Annotated in this window: 13 protein-coding genes; 7 read left to right on the forward strand and 6 right to left on the reverse strand. The window is 68.4% G+C overall.

Annotated features, from left to right (window positions below; translation table 11 throughout):
* Positions 1-110 precede the first annotated feature (110 nt).
* A complete protein-coding gene (locus tag CUJ89_RS13530) occupies positions 111-1190 on the forward strand; it encodes a porin (protein WP_114178609.1) in 1080 nt (359 codons plus the stop codon).
* 142 nt (positions 1191-1332) lie between these two features.
* Here the strand turns inward: CUJ89_RS13530 and CUJ89_RS13535 are convergent, their stop codons facing one another.
* Both CUJ89_RS13535 and CUJ89_RS13540 read right to left on the reverse strand, forming a co-directional pair.
* Positions 1333-1671, reverse strand: coding sequence for a P-II family nitrogen regulator (locus CUJ89_RS13535; protein ID WP_006398637.1), 339 nt, complete (start codon positions 1669-1671; stop codon positions 1333-1335).
* Positions 1672-1744: 73 nt separating this feature from the next.
* Positions 1745-3466 carry an NAD+ synthase gene (locus tag CUJ89_RS13540; protein WP_114177763.1) on the reverse strand — a complete coding sequence of 574 codons (1722 nt, stop codon included), beginning with the start codon at positions 3464-3466 and terminating at the stop codon, positions 1745-1747.
* A 109-nt stretch (positions 3467-3575) separates the two neighbouring features.
* Between CUJ89_RS13540 and CUJ89_RS13545 the strand changes: the two genes are divergently transcribed.
* Together CUJ89_RS13545 and CUJ89_RS13550 are read left to right on the forward strand one after the other, a co-directional pair.
* The gene (locus tag CUJ89_RS13545) at positions 3576-4754 is read left to right on the forward strand and encodes a GNAT family N-acetyltransferase (RefSeq protein WP_114177764.1); all 1179 of its coding nucleotides are present in this window, start codon (positions 3576-3578) and stop codon (positions 4752-4754) included.
* 95 nt (positions 4755-4849) lie between these two features.
* Positions 4850-5695: a GIY-YIG nuclease family protein gene (locus tag CUJ89_RS13550; RefSeq protein ID WP_114177765.1), complete on the forward strand. Its 846-nt coding sequence runs from the start codon at positions 4850-4852 to the stop codon at positions 5693-5695.
* A gap of 54 nt (positions 5696-5749) precedes the next feature.
* Here CUJ89_RS13550 and ppa read toward each other — a convergent pair whose 3' ends face one another.
* Positions 5750-6277, reverse strand: a complete 528-nt coding sequence (gene ppa, locus CUJ89_RS13555) for an inorganic diphosphatase (protein WP_011352863.1) — start codon at positions 6275-6277, stop codon at positions 5750-5752.
* A gap of 371 nt (positions 6278-6648) precedes the next feature.
* On the opposite strand from ppa, the gene CUJ89_RS13560 reads away from it, so the two are divergent.
* The 3 genes from CUJ89_RS13560 to CUJ89_RS13570 all read left to right on the forward strand — a co-directional run bounded on the left by CUJ89_RS13560 (position 6649) and on the right by CUJ89_RS13570 (position 10365).
* Entirely contained in the window at positions 6649-8088 is a 1440-nt protein-coding gene (locus CUJ89_RS13560) for an aldehyde dehydrogenase family protein (RefSeq protein ID WP_114177766.1), read from the forward strand.
* A gap of 85 nt (positions 8089-8173) precedes the next feature.
* Positions 8174-8932 carry an SDR family oxidoreductase gene (locus tag CUJ89_RS13565; RefSeq protein ID WP_114177767.1) on the forward strand — a complete coding sequence of 253 codons (759 nt, stop codon included), beginning with the start codon at positions 8174-8176 and terminating at the stop codon, positions 8930-8932.
* 128 nt (positions 8933-9060) lie between these two features.
* Positions 9061-10365 carry an MFS transporter gene (locus tag CUJ89_RS13570; protein ID WP_114177768.1) on the forward strand — a complete coding sequence of 435 codons (1305 nt, stop codon included), beginning with the start codon at positions 9061-9063 and terminating at the stop codon, positions 10363-10365.
* Positions 10366-10568: 203 nt separating this feature from the next.
* On the opposite strand, the gene CUJ89_RS13580 is transcribed toward CUJ89_RS13570, so the two are convergent.
* The 3 genes from CUJ89_RS13580 to hemC are packed head-to-tail and all read right to left on the reverse strand — an operon-like array spanning position 10569 to position 14730.
* Positions 10569-11756: a heme biosynthesis protein HemY gene (locus tag CUJ89_RS13580; protein ID WP_114177769.1), complete on the reverse strand. Its 1188-nt coding sequence runs from the start codon at positions 11754-11756 to the stop codon at positions 10569-10571.
* Positions 11757-11758: 2 nt separating this feature from the next.
* Positions 11759-13729: a fused uroporphyrinogen-III synthase HemD/membrane protein HemX gene (gene hemDX, locus CUJ89_RS13585; protein WP_114177770.1), complete on the reverse strand. Its 1971-nt coding sequence runs from the start codon at positions 13727-13729 to the stop codon at positions 11759-11761.
* A complete protein-coding gene (hemC, locus tag CUJ89_RS13590; RefSeq protein ID WP_114177771.1) occupies positions 13729-14730 on the reverse strand; it encodes a hydroxymethylbilane synthase in 1002 nt (333 codons plus the stop codon). Before hemC ends, hemDX begins: the two co-directional genes overlap by 1 nt.
* 208 nt (positions 14731-14938) lie before the next feature.
* On the opposite strand from hemC, the gene ppc reads away from it, so the two are divergent.
* Positions 14939-17965, forward strand: coding sequence for a phosphoenolpyruvate carboxylase (ppc, locus tag CUJ89_RS13595; RefSeq protein ID WP_114177772.1), 3027 nt, complete (start codon positions 14939-14941; stop codon positions 17963-17965).
* Positions 17966-18013: the final 48 nt, after the last annotated feature.

Raw genomic sequence — 18013 nt, forward strand, 5'->3', positions numbered from 1 at the left:
GCTTACCGGCCCTGCACGAGGTCTCCCTGGTTATCCCGCTTTTGCCCGGCGCTCGTTGCTCCGGGCATCTCGTGCAGTATGGGTTGACTTTTTGACAGGGTATGGAGGAGATGATGAAGAAAGCTTTGGTCGCGGCCGCGCTGATGGCTGCTGGGGTGGTGACGGCGCACGCGCAGAGCAGCGTCACGCTGTATGGCCGCCTGGATGCAGGCATCGAGTACATGAACGGCCTGCAAAACGGCCACCAAGTGCGCGCGGAAAGCGGCGACTGGGGCACGAGCCTGTGGGGCTTGAAGGGCAGCGAGGACATCGGCAGCGGCAACAAGATCCTGTTCCACCTCGAAGGCGCGTTCAACACGATGACCGGCGGCTTCAGCGGCTCGATCTGGGATCGTTTTGCGACGGTCGGCATCTCGAACGACCACTACGGTACGCTGCTGTTGGGTCGTGAACTCGCGATCGCCAACGGCGTGTGGGACTTCGACCCGTTCGGTCAGTCGGCCTGGTCGACCGCATCGCTCGTCCGCGGCCGCAACTGGAACAAGACCAGCAACAACGTTTCGTACCAGTCGCCGCAGTTCTACGGCCTCGACTTCTACGGTCAGTTCTCGTTCTCGAACTCGACCAGCTTCAACGGCAACACGACGGCCGGCCAACCGGGCCGTGCAATGGGCGGTCAGGTCACCTATACGAACTCGCTGTTCCAGTTGCGCGGCATCTACGACGAAACGCGCGACAGCAACGGCCGCTTCTCGGACGTGTTCAACTACTCGCGAGAATACTTCGCGGGCGTGAACGTGTTCCTCGGCCAGTTCAAGGTGCAGGCGGCGTACCAGGCATCGCGCGCGGACGGCAGCGGCGGCCCGGCAGTGAACGCCGGCGTGACCGGCACCCAGCAGGTCTGGGGCGGCGTGACGTGGCAAGCGACGCCGGCGGCGGCGCTGATCGCGGCCGCGTATCACGTGAACGCGAACCACGGCGGCGGCAACGCGAACATCTACACGGTCGGCGGCTCGTACAACATCTCGAAGCGCACGCTGTTCGATCTGCAGGTCGCGACGGTGCGCAACAGCAAGAACGCGAACTTCGGCCTGAACGCCAACGGTGCAGGTACGGCCGTATCGACCGGCAACCCGAACCCGGGCGGCAGCCAGACCGGCGTCTACGCCGGCATCCAGCACCTGTTCTGATCAGGCGCTGCCGAAGAACGAATCGACAACACTTTCCACGCTGCTGCGAGAGGCGCGTATCGGTGCGGTACCCTACCGGGTATCGCACCGTTTTTTATTGGCGTGAACAGGCCCTAACGCGGCCCGCTGCCGACTGCGGCGCTCAGACGGCCGCTTCGTTCTCTTCGCCGGTGCGGATGCGGATCACGCGCTCGACGTCCGACACGAAGATCTTGCCGTCGCCGATCTTGCCGGTGCGCGCCGCGCCGATCACCGCGTCGATCACCTGGTCGACCTGCGCTTCCGCGACAACCACCTCGATCTTCATCTTCGGCAGGAAGTCGACCACGTATTCGGCGCCGCGATACAGCTCGGTATGCCCCTTCTGGCGGCCGAAGCCCTTCACTTCCGTCACGGTCAGGCCCGTGAGACCCACTTCGGCGAGCGCTTCGCGGACTTCGTCCAGCTTGAACGGCTTGATGATGGCGGTGATGCGTTTCATGGTGGTTGTCCCCCAATGCTCGTTTGGATGAAAAATCGCGATCCCGATTGTAAGCCGGCGAGCCGCGCACGGCTCAATCGAGACGCTCGGTAAAACGTGACGTGATCGGGTAGCGCCAGTCGCGCCCGAATGCGCGGTGCGTGACGCGAATGCCGATCGGCGCCTGGCGGCGCTTGTATTCGTTGATCTTGATGAGCCGCGTCACGCGTTCGACGTCGGCCTGCGCATAGCCAGCCGCGACGATCTCGGCGAGCGGCCGGTCTTCTTCCATGTACATCCGCATGATCGCGTCGAGCACGTCGTACGGCGGCAGGCTGTCCTGGTCGGTCTGGTTCTCGCGCAGCTCGGCCGACGGCGCGCGCGTCAAGATCCGCTCGGGAATCACGTCGCGCAGCAGGTAGTCGGCCGTCTCGTTCCGATAGCGGCAGAGCCGGTACACGAGCGTCTTCGCGATGTCCTTGATCACCGCGAAACCGCCGGCCATGTCGCCGTACAGCGTGCAGTAGCCGACCGCCATCTCGCTCTTGTTGCCGGTCGTCAGCACGATCGAGCCGAACTTGTTCGACAGCGCCATCAGCAGCGTGCCGCGAATGCGCGCCTGAATGTTCTCCTCCGTCGCGTCTTCCGCGCGACCCGCGAACTCGCCCGCGAGCGATGCGCGAAACGCGTCGAACATCGGCGCGATCGCGATCTCGTCGTAGCGCACGCCGACGCGCCGTGCCATCTCCGCCGCGTCGGTGGTCGAGATGTCGGCCGTGAAGCGCGACGGCATCATCACCGCGCGCACGCGCCCGGGCCCGAGCGCATCGCACGCCACTGCCAGCACCAGCGCCGAATCGACGCCGCCCGACAGCCCGACGAGCACGCCCGGAAAACCGTTCTTGCCGATATAGTCGCGCACGCCGGTCACGAGCGCGCGGTACACCTGCGCGTGAGTCGACAGCTCGGGCGCGATCGCGCCGGGCAGCGGCCGCGCGCCGTCGAATTCGACGATCGCGTGCCCTTCGTCGAACTGCGGCATCTTCGCGACGAGCGCGCCCTGCGCATCGAGCACGAACGAACCGCCGTCGAACACGAGCTCGTCCTGGCCGCCGACGAGGTTCACGTACACCATCGGCAGCCCGGTCTCGCGGATCCGCGCACGCAGGATGTCGATGCGCACCGCGCCCTTGTTCATGTGGTACGGCGAGCCGTTCGGGATCAGCAGCACCTGCGCGCCGGCCGCCTTCGCGATCTGCGCGGCCGACGCATGCCACGCGTCCTCGCAGATGATCACGCCGTATTTCACGCCGTTCAGCTCGAACACGAGCGGCTCGGCGTCCGTCGCGAAATAGCGCTTCTCGTCGAACACCTCGGCGTTGGGCAGATCCTGCTTGCGGTAGGTGCCGACGATCTCGCCGCCGACGATCAGCGACACCGCGTTGAAGGTGTCGGTGGGCGGCACGCCGCGCTCGATCGGGCGGTTTGCATTACCATCGACGGCTGGCGCGAGCGGATCGCCGCCCGGCGCATCTTCGCCCACGCTGCGCAACGGATGGCCGACCAGCACCGCGAGCCCGTCGAACGCTTTCAGCGCGTCGGCGAGCGCGTCGAGCGCAGCGGCGGCCGCCGCGTAGAACGCGGGCCGCAGCAGCAGGTCTTCCGGCGGATAGCCGGACAGCGCGAGTTCGGGCGCGACCATCAGTTGCGCACCATCGTTGTGCGCGGCGCGCGCGGCCGCGACGATCCGCGCGACGTTGCCGGCGAAATCGCCGACGGTGACGTTGATCTGGGCGAGAGCGAGTCGGGTCTTCATGGCGGGATCGGCGCAGCCCGGCGGCGCGCCCTGAACGGCTGACGAAATTGTCCCGGGCGCGGGCCACGGCGGCACGCGTCCGGCAACCTCCAACGGTACGGATTCACGCTTGAAACACGAACGCATCGATTATCGCACGGGCATCCTGTCGTCCCCCGCCGAGGTGCCGGCCGACGAATGGAACGCGCTGCTCGCGCGCGACGCGCAGCCGACGCCATTCCTGCGCCACGAATTCCTCGACGCGCTGCACGTCGCGCGCTGCGCAGTCGACGATACAGGCTGGTCGCCGCACTTCGTCACGCTGACCGACGCGCGCACCGGCCGCCTCGCGGCCGCCGCGCCCGTCTACGCGAAGCAGCATTCGTACGGCGAATACGTGTTCGACTGGGCATGGGCCGACGCGTACCAGCGCAACAACCTGCCCTACTACCCGAAGCTGCTGTGCGCGGTGCCGTTCACGCCCGTGCAGGGCACGCGCCTGCTCGCGGCCGACGACGGCGCGCGCCGCCAGCTCGCGGCCACGCTGCTCGCATTCGCCGAGCAGAGCGACGTGTCGTCGCTGCACGTGCTGTTTCCGACCGGCGACGAAGCGCGGCTCCTCGAATCGATGGGGATGATGCTGCGCGAAGGCGTGCAGTTCCACTGGCTCAACGACGGCTACCGCCACTTCGATGACTTCCTCGGCACGCTCGAGCAGAAGAAGCGCAAGAACATCCGCGCGGAGCGCCGCAAGGTGCACGATGCGGGCGTGACATTCCGGCGCCTCACCGGCGACCGGATCACCGACGCCGACTGGCGCTTCTTTGCGCGCTGCTACCGGCAGACCTACCGCGAACACTTTTCCAGCCCGTACCTGAACCTCGACTTCTTCCGCACGATCGGCGCGACGATGCCCGAGAACCTGCTGCTCGTGATCGCGGAAGCCGACGGCCAGCCGATCGCGAGCGCGCTCGCGGTGTACCGGCGTGGCGAGCACGGCGGCGGCACGCTGTACGGCCGCTACTGGGGCGCGCTCGAGCACGTGCCCTGCCTGCATTTCGAAGCGGCCTACTACCAGTTGCTCGAATTCTGCATCGAGGCCGGGCTCGACACGTTCGAAGGCGGCGCGCAAGGCGAGCACAAGCTCGCGCGCGGGTTCCTGCCGACCGTCACGCACTCCGCGCACTGGCTCGCGCACCCGGCGTTCTCGGACGCGGTCGCGCGCTTTCTCGAACGCGAGACCGAGCATATCCACGCGTACGTCGACGAACTGCGCGAGCACGACCCGTTCCGGCGCGGCACGGCGTAGCGGCCCGCGCCGCTTCCGCGACGGGCACGGCGATCGGTGGCGTTGACGCGCGTGTTTTCTGAGACACTGGCGACTTCGTATCCCGCCGCCCTGCCATGTCCTGGTTTCTGTATCTGATCGAATGCGCCGACGACAGCGTCTACACCGGCATCACGACCGACGTTGCCGCGCGCTTCGACGAGCACGCGGCCGGCAAGGGCGCGCGCTACACGCGCTCGCGCAAACCGCGCGCCGTGCTCGCGTCGTTTCCGCTGCCCGACCGGTCGAGCGCGTCGCGCGCCGAATATTGGGTGAAGCAGCTCACGGCTGCGCAGAAGCGTGAGCTGGCGGCCGGCTTGCGTACGCTGGAATCGGTGCTGCCGGCCGTGGTGTCGCTCGACGAAAACGGCGACGCGGCCGGTTTGCAGGCGGGCACGCGCGGGCGGGAAAAGACGAAAGCAAAGGTGGAGAACGTCGACAACGCAACGAAGACGGCTGAAATGGAAAAGGTTGGCGGGAAGAGCGCGAAGACCGGGAAAGCCGGGAAAGCCGAGAAAGCCGTTAAGTCTGCAAAGACCGCGAAGACCCGACAAGCGACCAAGGCGCCAAAGGCAGCACAGGCCGCGCCGGTCGCAAAACGCGCGAAGACCGACGGCGATGCGGTCGAGAAAAAAGCCTCGGCGCGCGGCACACCGGCAAAAAAGGACAAGTCGGCAGCCGCCCCTTCGTCGAAACGGAAAGCGCCCGCCGCCAAGCCCGTCACAAACCGACGCGACGACGCGGCTTCCGCACCGGCCCACCGCCGTCCGTCGGCCACGAAAGCCGCCAAAGCCACCGCGGCCTCCGCTGCCCCTCGCCGCGCAAAACGCGCGAAGGACGCGCCGGACACCACCGCCCCGCCCGCCCCCGCTTCCGCGCGCAAGAAAACCGCACGCGCAAAACAAAACCGCGCGGCCTCCTGAAGAGACACGCGCGGTCTGCGTTTCGCACGAACCGGCCGTCGGCCGGCGCGCCGCTTACTTCTTGTAGTTCGCGGCGCCGTCGGTGATTTCCTTATGCGCGGCTTCGATGCCGGCCCAGCCTTCGACCTTCACCCACTTGCCCTTCTCGAGCGCCTTGTATTGCTCGAAGAAGTGCTTGATCTGGTCCTTCAGGTACTCGGGCACGTCGTCGATCGACTTCAGGTTCGCCGTCATCGGGCAGACCTTGTCGTGCGGCACCGCGACCAGCTTCGCGTCGACGCCCGACTCGTCGGTCATCTGCAGCATGCCGAGCACGCGCGAACGCACGATCGAGCCGGCCAGCAGCGGGAACGGCGTGATCACCAGCACGTCGACCGGATCGCCGTCGCCCGACAGCGTCTGCGGAATGTAGCCGTAGTTCACCGGATAGCGCATGCCCGTGCCGATGAAGCGGTCGACGACGAGGAGGCCCAGCTCCTTGTCCGCCTCATACTTCACCGGATCGCTTTGCGCGGGAATCTCGATGATCACGTTGAAATCTTGCGGCAGGTCCTTGCCGGCCGGAACATGATTGAAGCTCATGAGCGCTCTCTGTAGGTCGATGGGAATTCGGGACAGGGCGCCGCGGCCGATGCAACGCCGCGGGCGCCCCCAAGGGATTGCGCCATTATAGCCAATCGACCGGTGGCGTCCGGATGACGATCGGCGCGATAATCGTTCCGGATGTCCGGCCGTCGAACGACCGGCGGCGTTGCATGGGATCGGCGTCGGCGCTAAAGCACCGGCGCCGGTCGACCGCGAAGCATGGGACCCGATGCAAAGCATGGGGTCCGAGTAAGTGCTAAAGCACTAACTCGGTCCGACATAACCGCTGAAGCGCTAACTCGGGTCGACCGCGAAGCATGGGACCCGAGTAACCGCTGAAGCGCTAACTCGGGTCGACAGGAGCAGGCATGGAAGAGGCGAAGCACTTCATCGCAGGCGAATGGACGTTGCCCGCGCAACTGGAAACGATCGCGGTCGTCGATCCGTCCGACGGCCAGCCGTTCGCGACGATCGCGCGCGGCACGGCACCCGACATCGAGCGCGCGGTCGCCGCGGCCCGCGACGCATTCGCGGGCGCATGGGGCGCCGCGAGCGCCGCCGAGCGCGGCCGCGTGCTGATGCGGCTGTCGGCGCGCGTCACCGACTCCCTCGAGGAACTCGCCGCGATCGAGGCGCGCGACACCGGCAAGCCGCTGAAGCAGGCGCGCGCCGACGCGGCCGCGCTCGCGCGCTACTTCGAGTTCTACGCGGGCGCCGCCGACAAGCTGCACGGCGAAACCCTCCCCTATCAGGCCGGCTACACGGTGCTGACGGTGCGCGAGCCGCACGGCGTCACCGGCCACATCGTGCCGTGGAACTACCCGATGCAGATCTTCGGGCGCAGCGTCGGCGCGGCGCTCGCGGCCGGCAATGCATGCGTCGTCAAGCCGGCCGAGGATGCGTGCCTGTCCGTGCTGCGCGTCGCCGAACTGGCCGCCGAGGCCGGGCTGCCGGCCGGCGCGCTCAACATCGTCACCGGCTACGGCCATGAAGCCGGCGCCGCGCTCGCGCGCCATCCGGGCATCGACCACATCTCCTTTACGGGTTCGCCGGCAACCGGCACGCTGGTCACGCAGATGGCGGCCGAGAACCACGTGCCCGTCACGCTCGAACTCGGCGGCAAGTCGCCGCAGATCGTATTCGCCGATGCCGATCTCGACGCGGCGCTGCCCGTGCTCGTATCGGCGATCGTGCAGAACGGCGGGCAGACCTGCTCGGCCGGCAGCCGCGTGCTGATCGAGCGCGCGGTGTACGAGCCGCTCGTCGAACGGCTCGCCACCGCGTTCAACGGGCTGCGGGTCGGCCCGAGCCGCGCCGACCTCGACTGCGGCCCGCTGATCAACGCGAAGCAACAGCAGCGCGTGTGGGATTTCCTGTCCGACGCGCAGCACGACGGCATTCCGATGGCCGCGCACGGGCAGGTCGTTGCCGACGCGCCCGAAAGCGGCTTCTACCAGGCGCCCGCGCTGTTGCGCGACGTGCCGCCGTCGCACCGGCTCGCGCAGGAGGAAGTGTTCGGCCCCGTGCTCGCCGCGATGCGTTTCATCGACGAAGACGAAGCCGTCGCGCTCGCGAACGGCACGCCGTACGGCCTCGTCGCGGGCATCTGGACGCGCGACGGCGCGCGCCAGATGCGTCTCGCACGGCGCCTTCGCGCGGGCCAGGTGTTCATCAACAACTATGGCGCGGGCGGTGGCGTCGAACTGCCGTTCGGCGGCGTCGGCCACTCGGGCCATGGCCGCGAGAAAGGCTTCGAGGCGCTGTACGGCTTCACCGCGCTAAAGACGATCGCGATCCGGCACGGCTGAACGCGCGGCACGCGAAACGCGGCCGGCAGCGGCCGGCCGCCGGTCGACACACGACGACTCTCATCACCAGCACAGGAGACACACCATGCGGTTGAGCGGCAAGACGGCAATCGTCACGGGCGGCGGCTCGGGTTTCGGCGAAGGCATCGCGAAGACCTACGCGCGCGAAGGCGCGAACGTCGTCGTCAACGACCTGAACGGCGCGGCGGCCGAGCGCGTCGCAAGCGAGATCGCGCTCGCGGGCGGCAAGGCAATCGCGGTGGCCGGCGACGTGTCGAAGCAGGACGACTGGCGCGCGCTGCTGCAGGCCGCGCTCGACGATTTCCATTCGGTGCAGATCGTCGTGAACAACGCGGGCACCACGCACCGCAACAAGCCCGTGCTCGACGTGACGGAAGCCGAATTCGACCGCGTGTACGCCGTCAACATGAAGAGCCTGTTCTGGTGCGTGCAGACCTTCGTTCCGTACTTCCGCGAACAGGGCGGCGGCGTGTTCGTGAACGTCGCGTCGACGGCCGGCGTGCGCCCGCGCCCGGGGCTCGTCTGGTACAACAGCACGAAGGGCGCGATGATCACCGCGAGCAAGTCGCTCGCGGCCGAGCTCGGCGCCGACCGCATCCGCGTGAACTGCATCAATCCCGTGCTCGGCGAGACAGCCCTGATGACCGAGTTCATGGGCTGCGAGGACACGCCCGAGAACCGCCGCCGCTTCCTCGCGACGATCCCGCTCGGCCGCTTCTCGACGCCGCAGGACATCGCGAACGCGGCGCTTTACCTTGCGTCCGACGAAGCCGAATTCATCACGGGTGTCTGCCTCGAAGTCGACGGCGGGCGCTGCATCTAGACTCACCCGGCTAGTCGCGCGCCGCGTCGAGAGTCGCTGGCCGGCACGCCATCCACGCACTGCTTCGCACGAAACCGGATCGGGCACCGATGCGCCGACTCCGGCCAACTATAAGGACAGGAGACAACATGGCAACATCGACGCAGTCGCTGCCGGGCTCGTCCGGCGCATTCGAGGAAGCAACCTATCGCAAGGTGTCGTGGCGGCTCACGCCGCTCCTGCTGCTGTGCTACGTGGTCGCGTATCTCGACCGCGTGAACGTCGGCTTCGCGAAGCTGCAGATGGCGAGCGACCTGAACCTCAGCGATACCGTCTACGGGCTCGGCGCCGGGATCTTCTTCTTCGGCTATTTCCTGTTCGAGGTGCCGAGCAACATCATCCTGCACAAGGTCGGCGCGCGCGTGTGGATCGCTCGGATCATGGCGACCTGGGGCGTGATCTCGATCCTGACGATGTTCGTCACGACGCCCGCGATGTTCTACGTGATGCGCTTCCTGCTCGGCGTCGCCGAAGCGGGCTTCTTCCCCGGCGTGATCCTCTACCTCACCTACTGGTATCCCGCGCACCGGCGCGGTCGGATGACGACCTTCTTCATGACGGCGGTCGCGTTGTCCGGCGTGATCGGTGGCCCGATCTCGGGCTTCATCCTGAAGGCGTTCAACGGCGTGAGCGGATGGCACGGCTGGCAATGGCTGTTCCTGCTCGAAGGCATCCCGTCGGTGCTGGCCGGCGTACTCGTGTTTCTCAAGCTCGACGACCGGATCGCGAGCGCGACCTGGCTCACCGACGACGAAAAAGCGCTGCTCGCGCGCAACGTCGACGCGGAGGAAGCGACGAAGGAAGACCTGCCGCTCGGCACCGTGCTGGCAAGCCCGCGCGTATTCCTGATGGCGCTGATCTACTTCTCGTTCGTGATGGGGCTCTACGGCGTCGGCTTCTGGCTGCCGACGATCATCAAGGCGACGGGCGTCACCGACACGTTCATGATTGGCCTGCTGTCGGCGATTCCGTATGCGGCCGCGGTGGTCGCGATGATCCTGATCGCGCGCAGCGCGGACAAGCGCCGCGAGCGCCGCTGGCACCTCGCGATTCCGGCCGCGATCGGCGCGCTCGGGCTCGTGCTGTCGGTGATCTGGGCACACCAGACCGCGCTCGCGATGCTCGGCCTCACGCTCGCGACGATCGGCATCCTGACGACGCTGCCGCTGTTCTGGAGCCTGCCGACCGCGTTCCTCGGCGGTGCGGCGGCCGCGGCCGGCATCGCGATGATCAACTCGATCGGCAACCTCGCGGGCTTCCTGAGCCCGTACCTGATGGGCTGGCTCAAGCAGGCGACGGGCGCCAACGATGCGGGCATGTACATGCTCGCGGGGTTCCTCGTGCTCGGCGGGCTGCTCGCGCTGTCGGTGCCGAAGCAACTGGTCGACAAGTGACGCAGCGCGCGCTCGTGCGCGAGGCCAATCGCGGCAAATCGGCGTGGTTCGTCACGAGCGAGGACGACCTGCTGCGCAGGCTCGGCGCATAGCGCAGCCGGGCCGGCTCGCAACAGCCAAAAAAATGCCCCGAAAGCCGATTGGCGTTCGGGGCATGTTGCGCAGTGCTGCGGGCCGCCTGCGGCAGGCGGCCTCGGCCCGCGTCAGACCACGGTGATCGCGAGCGCGCTTTCGCGGTAGTGCTTCGCGGCCTTGTCGGTTTCGCCGAGATGCTCGAACAGGCGCGCGAGCGCGCGATGCGCACGCACCTTCAGCGCCTCGTTGTCGGCCAGCTTCAGTGCCGATTCAAGGAACGACTGCGCCTTGCCCCACAGCTGCTGCTGCTGGCAGAGGCGGCCGAGCGCGAACAGCAGGTCGGCATCTTCCGGGTGATCCTTCTTCCACCCTTCCGCCTTCTGGATCAGCGGCAGCGCATCGGCGCCGGCCGTGTCCGGGTAACGGCGCAGCAGGCGCGCGTCCCAGTTGTGCGCGAGCGCGTCCTCGACGATGCGGCGCGCTTCGTTGCGGCGCTCGAGCGACACGAGCAGATCGGCCGCGAGATCGGCAAGACGCGGCGACTGGCGCTCGATCGGCGACAGCGACTGCCACACCTCGAGCAGCGCGTCCGGGTCGTGCCGGCGTTCGCGCAGCAGGTTTTCCGCGGCCTGCTGGCGCAGCCGCACGGCCGCGGCCGGATGCAGCGCCTCGCGCTTCTCGAGCGCCTTCGTGAGCTTCAGCACCTCGGTCCAGTTCTTTAACTGCTGCTGCGCACGCAGTGCGACCTGCTGCGCATGGATGCGCTTGCCGCCCGCCTGCAAGTCGGCCAGCGCGGCGAGCGCACCGTCGGCATCGCGTGCGTCCGCGCGCATGTCGGCCGCGGCGAGCAAACGTGCGTCCTGCCATTCGGGCGCGTCGACCTTCGACAGCCAGTCGTCGCGGCGCGTGTACTCGTGCATCCGGTGCGCGGCGGTGGCCGCGACCAGACTCGCCGCGCCCTGGTTCGCGTCGACCGACAGCGCTTCACGCGCGGCCTTCTCCGCGCGCGAGAAGCGGCCCGCGTACAGGTTCGCGATCGCGTCGCGCAGCGACGCCTGCGCCTTCTGGTTGCGCGAACGCGCGCGATACGCGGCGACCCGCTGCGGCATGCGCCAGATGTTGCGCACGATGCGCAGCAGCGCGTACATGACGATAAACAGCACGACGACGGCGATCACGAACAGGTTCAGCGACACGTCGATCCGGTACGGCGGATAGACGAGCAGCACCTGCCCCGCGTCGAAACGGCCGACGGTGGCGAGCGCCGCGGCGATCGCGAACAGGACCGCGAGCCAGACGATTCCTCGAAGCGTCATCGTTACCCCCGGCTCTTGAACTGCTGAACGGCGTTCAGGCTCGTGTTCAGGTTCGGCACCGCGACCGTCAGCGATGCGCCGTCAACCTGCTTGAGCAGATCCTCGACGGTCTGCGTGTCCTTCGACGCCTGATCGAAATACTTCCCGAGCGACGCCTGCGCGGCGTGCAGGTCGGCCTTCATCGCACTGTCGTTGCGCGCGAGCAGCGACAGCCGCGCGGTGAGCAGGCGCAGTTTCACGTTCTCGCGCACGAAGTATCCCTGGTCGGGCGACGCGAGCATCGCGTCCGCGTTGTCGATCCGGCGCACCTGCACGAGACCCTTCAGCTGCTGGCCGAGACCGGCCGAGAAGTCGTGCCACCACACCTTCCAGCGCGGCTCGCCGGCCACGGCCGACGACGCGGCGTCGACCGGCGCGGCCTTCGGCGCCGCGTGCGGCACGATCGCTTCGCCGGAGAGCGGCAGTGCGTCGATCTTGCCGATCGCGTCGTCGAGCTTGATCGCGAGGCCCGTGAGATCGGCCGCCGGCGCGGCCTTCAGCTTCTCGATGTCCAGCGCGAGCGCCTTGCGCACCGTGACGGCCTGTGCGCTCTGCGATGTCGCGAGACGCGCGTCGGCATTCTGCAGCGCGATCAGCGCGAGCTGCGTGTTACCCGTCAGCTGAAGCTGCTGGCTCGCGCTCGACAGCATCTGGTCGACTTCCTCGAGCATCCACGCATCGCGGTTGCGCGACAGGTCCTGGTATTGCTGCTGCAGCGCCTGCTGCGCGCTCTGCGCGTCGGCGAGCTTGCCGTCGAGCTGCGCGAGCTGCGTGTCGACCTGGTGCGTGCTCGCGAGCGCCTGTTCGGTCTTCAGGCGCGTCTCGGCCGTCTGCGCGTCGAGCGCCTTCTGGCGCGTGACGAACGTGCCGTCGAGCCGGTCGATCTTGCGGTTCAGCGCATAGCCACCGACACCCGCCGCGCAGCCGAGCACGACGACGACGAACCACAGCACCGCGCTGCCGCCGCGGCGCGCGGGCGGTTCGGACGCCATGTAAGGAGGGCGGGACGGCGGTGCGGAGGCCGCGGCCGGCTGGGAAGCGACGCTTTTGGAATCGTTGGTATCTGTCATGCGTTTAGTCACCGGTGCGGCTGTCGCCGGTTGGACGGCCTCGTCGGCCATCGTTCGAAACGCGCGGACGATGCGCTCATCGCCCGCGCCGGTCAGCGTAATCCTATCAAAACCCAATGCGCGCGCGGTCTGCTCGATCCGCGGATGCGGCGTCACGAGCGGCGCATGCTTCAGTGCGTCGATCTCCGCGTCGTTCAGGTGCGCCCGCGCGAGTTCGTGCAGGTTGCGCACGCCTTCCGAGCTCGTGACGAGCCACGCATGCGGTTCACCGCCGAGCAGCACGTGCACGCGCTCCCACGCACCGATGCGCGGCTCGGGCACGACGCGCCGGTACGCGGCGACGAGCGTGACGTCCGCGCCGGCCTCGCGCAGCCGGTCGGCGAGCCATTCGCGCCCGCCGTCGCCGCGCACGATCAGCACGCGTTTGCCGGCCAGTGCCTGCGCGCCGCCGAACGCAGCCTCGATGCACACGAACAGGCTTTCGGAATCGTAATGCGGCACGCCGCCGTCGGCCGGCGCCTGCGGCGCGATCACGCGATGCGCGGGCGCCGCGATGCCGTGACGCTCGAGCGCCGCGACGCTGCCGGGCCCGACCACGCCAACCGGCAGCGCGTTCGGCCAGATCGCGCCGTACTGCGCAAGCGCGCGGTCGATCGCGTTCGGCGACACGAAAATCACGAGCGCGTAGTCGGCGAGCGCCGCGAACGCGGCGTCGAGCGGCGCCGGATCGTCGATCGGTGCAATGTCGATCAGCGGGAATTCGAGCACGTCGCAGCCGGCCTCGGCCAGTTGCGACGCGAGCGCGTCCGACTGGCCGTCCGGGCGTGTCAGGACCGCGGTGAACGCGCGCGCGCCGCCCGCCATCAGGCGTCGCCCTTGCCGGCCTGCGAGCCCGCGAGCAGCGCCCGGACGATGTCGAGCGCGCCTTGCGCCTCGAGCTCGTCGGACACGGCGCGGCCGAGCGCGAGCGCATCGGCGACGGTCACGACGGCGCCGCACTCCTCGGCCGTCAGCACGCGCTTGCCGTCGGTCGTCGACACGCGGCCCGTCAGGTACAGTTCGCCCGCGCGCCACACCGCGTGCGCGGCGAGCGGCACCTCGCAGCTGCCGCCGAGCGCGCGCGACACCATCCGCTCGGCCTCGACCGCGAGCGCGGTCTGCCGGTCGTGCAGCGGTGCGAGCCATGCGGCGACGTCGTCGCGGTGCGCTGCGATCTCGATGCCGAGCGCGCCCTGCCCGGCCGCGGGCGGGCTCGCCTCGACGTCGAGCAGCGCGCGGATCCGCGCTTCGAGGCCGAGGCGCTTCAGGCCGGCGGCCGCAAGGATGATCGCCGCGTAATCGCCGCGGTCGAGCTTCGCAAGGCGCGTGTCGAGGTTGCCGCGCAGCGGCAGCACGTCGAGGTGCGGATAGCGCGCGCGCAGCATCGCTTCGCGGCGCAAGCTCGACGTGCCGACGACCGCGCCGGCCGGCAGTGCGTCGAGCGACGCGTAGTCGTTCGACACGAACGCGTCGCGCGGATCCTCGCGCTCCATGATCGCGGCGAGCGAGAAGCCGTCGGGCAGCGCCATCGGCACGTCCTTCAGCGAATGCACGGCGAGATCGGCGCGGCCGTCGGCCAGCGCGCTCTCCAGTTCCTTCACGAACAGGCCCTTGCCGCCGACCTTCGACAGCGTGCGATCGAGAATCTGGTCGCCACGGGTCGTCATCCCGAGGATTTTCACGTCACAAGCTGGATATAATTTGCGCAGCGCATCACGCACATGTTCGGCTTGCCACATCGCCAGGCGGCTCTCGCGCGAAGCAATCGTCAATGTCGCGGGCGGCTGTGCCTGTTGCGGCCCGGCCGCAAGGGTCTCGGAATTCATTGCTGGGACATCGAAGGACGGGATTGAAGATCGAACAATGGTAGCACGCACGCCCCGGCCCGCCCGGGCCCGGAGCCTGCGCCGGACCGGCCCCTGCGCGGGTCGCGGCGCCGATGTGCGGATGTGCCGCACGTAGCTGGTTGCTTGACCGCAGTTCCCGCAGTTTTCGCAGTTCCTTTTGACTCGAGCTTTCCCAAGGAAACCCATCGTGAAGTCTTCCGGATCGGCGCGCACGGCGCGCCGCAATGCTGCCCTGTCCTCCTCCGACGCCCCGACGGGCACCGTCGCCACCGCCGCGAACGGCCGTGCGAAAACGGCAACGAAACCGAAAGACCCGATACGTCAGACAAAACGCACGACGAAAGCCGCCGGCCCGATTGCCCGCACCGCCGCCCGCCCGGCCGGCGCGCCGAAGTCCGGCACGCGCACGCGCGAGGACAAGGACGGTCCGCTGTTCGAGGACATCCGCTTCCTCGGCCGCCTGCTCGGCGACGTCGTGCGCGAGCAGGAAGGCGACACCGTGTTCGACGTCGTCGAGACGATCCGCCAGACCGCGGTCAAGTTCCGCCGCGAGGACGACAGCGAAGCCGCGCAGACGCTCGAGAAGAAGCTGCGCAAGCTGACGCCGGAGCAGACGGTGAGCGTCGTGCGCGCCTTCAGCTATTTCTCGCATCTCGCGAACATCGCGGAAGACCGGCACCACAATCGCCGCCGCCGCATCCACGCGCTGGCCGGCTCCGCGTCGCAGCCCGGCACGGTCGCGTACGCGCTCGAACAGCTGAAAACGACCGGCAACGCGTCGAAACGCCTGCTGCAGCGCTTCTTCGACGATGCGCTGATCGTGCCCGTGCTGACCGCGCACCCGACCGAAGTGCAGCGCAAGAGCATTCTCGACGCGCAGCACGACATCGCGCGCCTGCTCGCCGAGCGCGACCAGGAGCTGACCGCGCGCGAGCGCCAGCACAACGAAGCGATGCTGCGCGCACGCGTGACCGCGCTGTGGCAGACGCGCATGCTGCGCGACTCGCGCCTGACGGTCGGCGACGAGATCGAGAACGCGCTGTCGTACTACCGCGCGACGTTCCTCGACGAGCTGCCCGCGCTGTACGGCGACATCGAAGCTGCGCTCGCCGAGCACGGCCTGTCCGCGCGCGTGCCCGCGTTCTTCCAGATGGGCAGCTGGATCGGCGGCGATCGCGACGGCAACCCGAACGTGACAGCGCCGACGCTCGACGAGGCGATCAACCGCCAGGCCGCGGTGATCCTCGAGCACTATCTGGAACAGGTGCACAAGCTCGGCGCCGAACTGTCGGTGTCGAACCTGCTCGTCGGCGCGAACGACGCCGTGAAGGCGCTCGCGGCGGCATCGCCCGACCAGTCGCCGCACCGCGTCGACGAACCGTATCGCCGCGCGCTGATCGGCATCTACACGCGGCTCGCCGCGAGCGCGCGCGTGCGCGTCGGCGAAGGCACGGTGCCGGTGCGCAGCGCGGGCCGCGGCGCGCCGCCCGTGCGCGCGATCCCGTATGCGGATTCCGAAGCGTTCGTCGCCGACCTGAAGGTGCTGACCGCGTCGCTCGACGAACACCACGGCACGTCGCTCGCCGCGCCGCGCCTCGCGCCGCTCGTGCGCGCGGCCGAAGTGTTCGGCTTCCATCTCGCGAGCATCGACCTGCGCCAGAGCTCCGACATCCATGAAGCCGTGGTCGCCGAGCTGTTCGCGCGCGCGGGCGTCGAGGCCGACTACGCGGCGCTCGCCGAGGAAGACAAGCTGCGCGTGCTGCTCGCCGCGCTCGCCGATCCGCGCCCGCTGCGCTCGCCGTACATCGAATACTCGGCGCTCGCGCAGAGCGAGCTCGGCGTGTTCGAGAAGGCGCGCGACGTGCGCGCGCAATTCGGCGCGCGCGCGGTGCGCAACTACATCATCTCGCATACGGAAACCGTCAGCGACCTCGTCGAAGTGCTGCTGCTGCAGAAGGAGACGGGCCTGCTCGACGGCGCGCTCGGCGTGCCCGGCGGCAACGCGAAAAACAGCCTGATGGTGATCCCGCTGTTCGAGACGATCCCCGACCTGCGCGACGCGTCGCGCATCATGCGCGAGTACTTCGCGCTGCCGGGCGTCGATGCGCTGATCGCGCACCAGGGCGCCGAGCAGGAAGTGATGCTCGGCTATTCGGACAGCAACAAGGACGGCGGCTTCCTCACGTCGAACTGGGAGCTGTATCGCGCGGAACTCGCGCTCGTCGACCTGTTCCGCGACCGCAAGATCACGCTGCGGCTGTTCCACGGCCGCGGCGGCACGGTCGGCCGCGGCGGCGGCCCGACCTACCAGGCGATCCTGTCGCAGCCGCCGGGCACCGTGAACGGCCAGATCCGCCTGACCGAACAGGGCGAGGTGATCGCGAGCAAGTTCGCGAACCCCGAGATCGGCCGGCGCAACCTCGAGACGGTCGTCGCCGCGACGCTCGAGGCATCGCTGCTGCCGCAGTCGAACGCCCCCGCGCAACTGCCCGCGTTCGAGGCCGCGATGCAGACGCTGTCCGACTCGGCAATGGCCGCGTACCGCGCGCTCGTCTACGAAACGCCCGGCTTCACCGACTACTTCTTCTCGTCGACGCCGATCACCGAGATCGCCGAGCTGAACATCGGCAGCCGCCCGGCATCGCGCAAGCTGCAGGATCCGAAGCAGCGCAAGATCGAGGATCTGCGCGCGATTCCGTGGGGCTTCTCATGGGGCCAGTGCCGGCTGCTGCTGACGGGCTGGTACGGTTTCGGCAGCGCGGTGAGTGCGTATCTCGACGGCGCGCGGGACGACGCCGAGCGCACCAAGCGCGTCGCGCTGCTGAAGAAGATGAACAAGACCTGGCCGTTCTTCGCGAACCTGCTGTCGAACATGGACATGGTGCTCGCGAAGACCGATCTCGCGGTCGCGTCGCGCTACGCGCAGCTCGTCGCCGACCGCAAGCTGCGCAAGCACGTGTTCGAGCGGATCGTCGGGGAATGGGAGCGCACGTCGCAGGCACTGGCGGAAATCACCGGGCACGAAGGCCGCCTCTCGACCAACCCGCTGCTCGCGCGGTCGATCAAGAACCGTTTCCCGTATCTCGATCCGCTGAACCACCTGCAGGTCGAGCTGATCAAGCGCCACCGCGCGGGCGACACGAACGCGCGGCTACGCCGCGGGATTCACCTGACGATCAACGGGATCGCAGCCGGCCTGCGCAACACGGGCTGATCCGCATGCGGCGCGGGCCCGTTCCGCGCCGGCCGGCATCGCGAAAGC

The sequence above is a fragment of the Burkholderia pyrrocinia genome (assembly GCF_003330765.1).
Taxonomy (GTDB): Bacteria; Pseudomonadota; Gammaproteobacteria; order Burkholderiales; family Burkholderiaceae; genus Burkholderia; species Burkholderia pyrrocinia_B.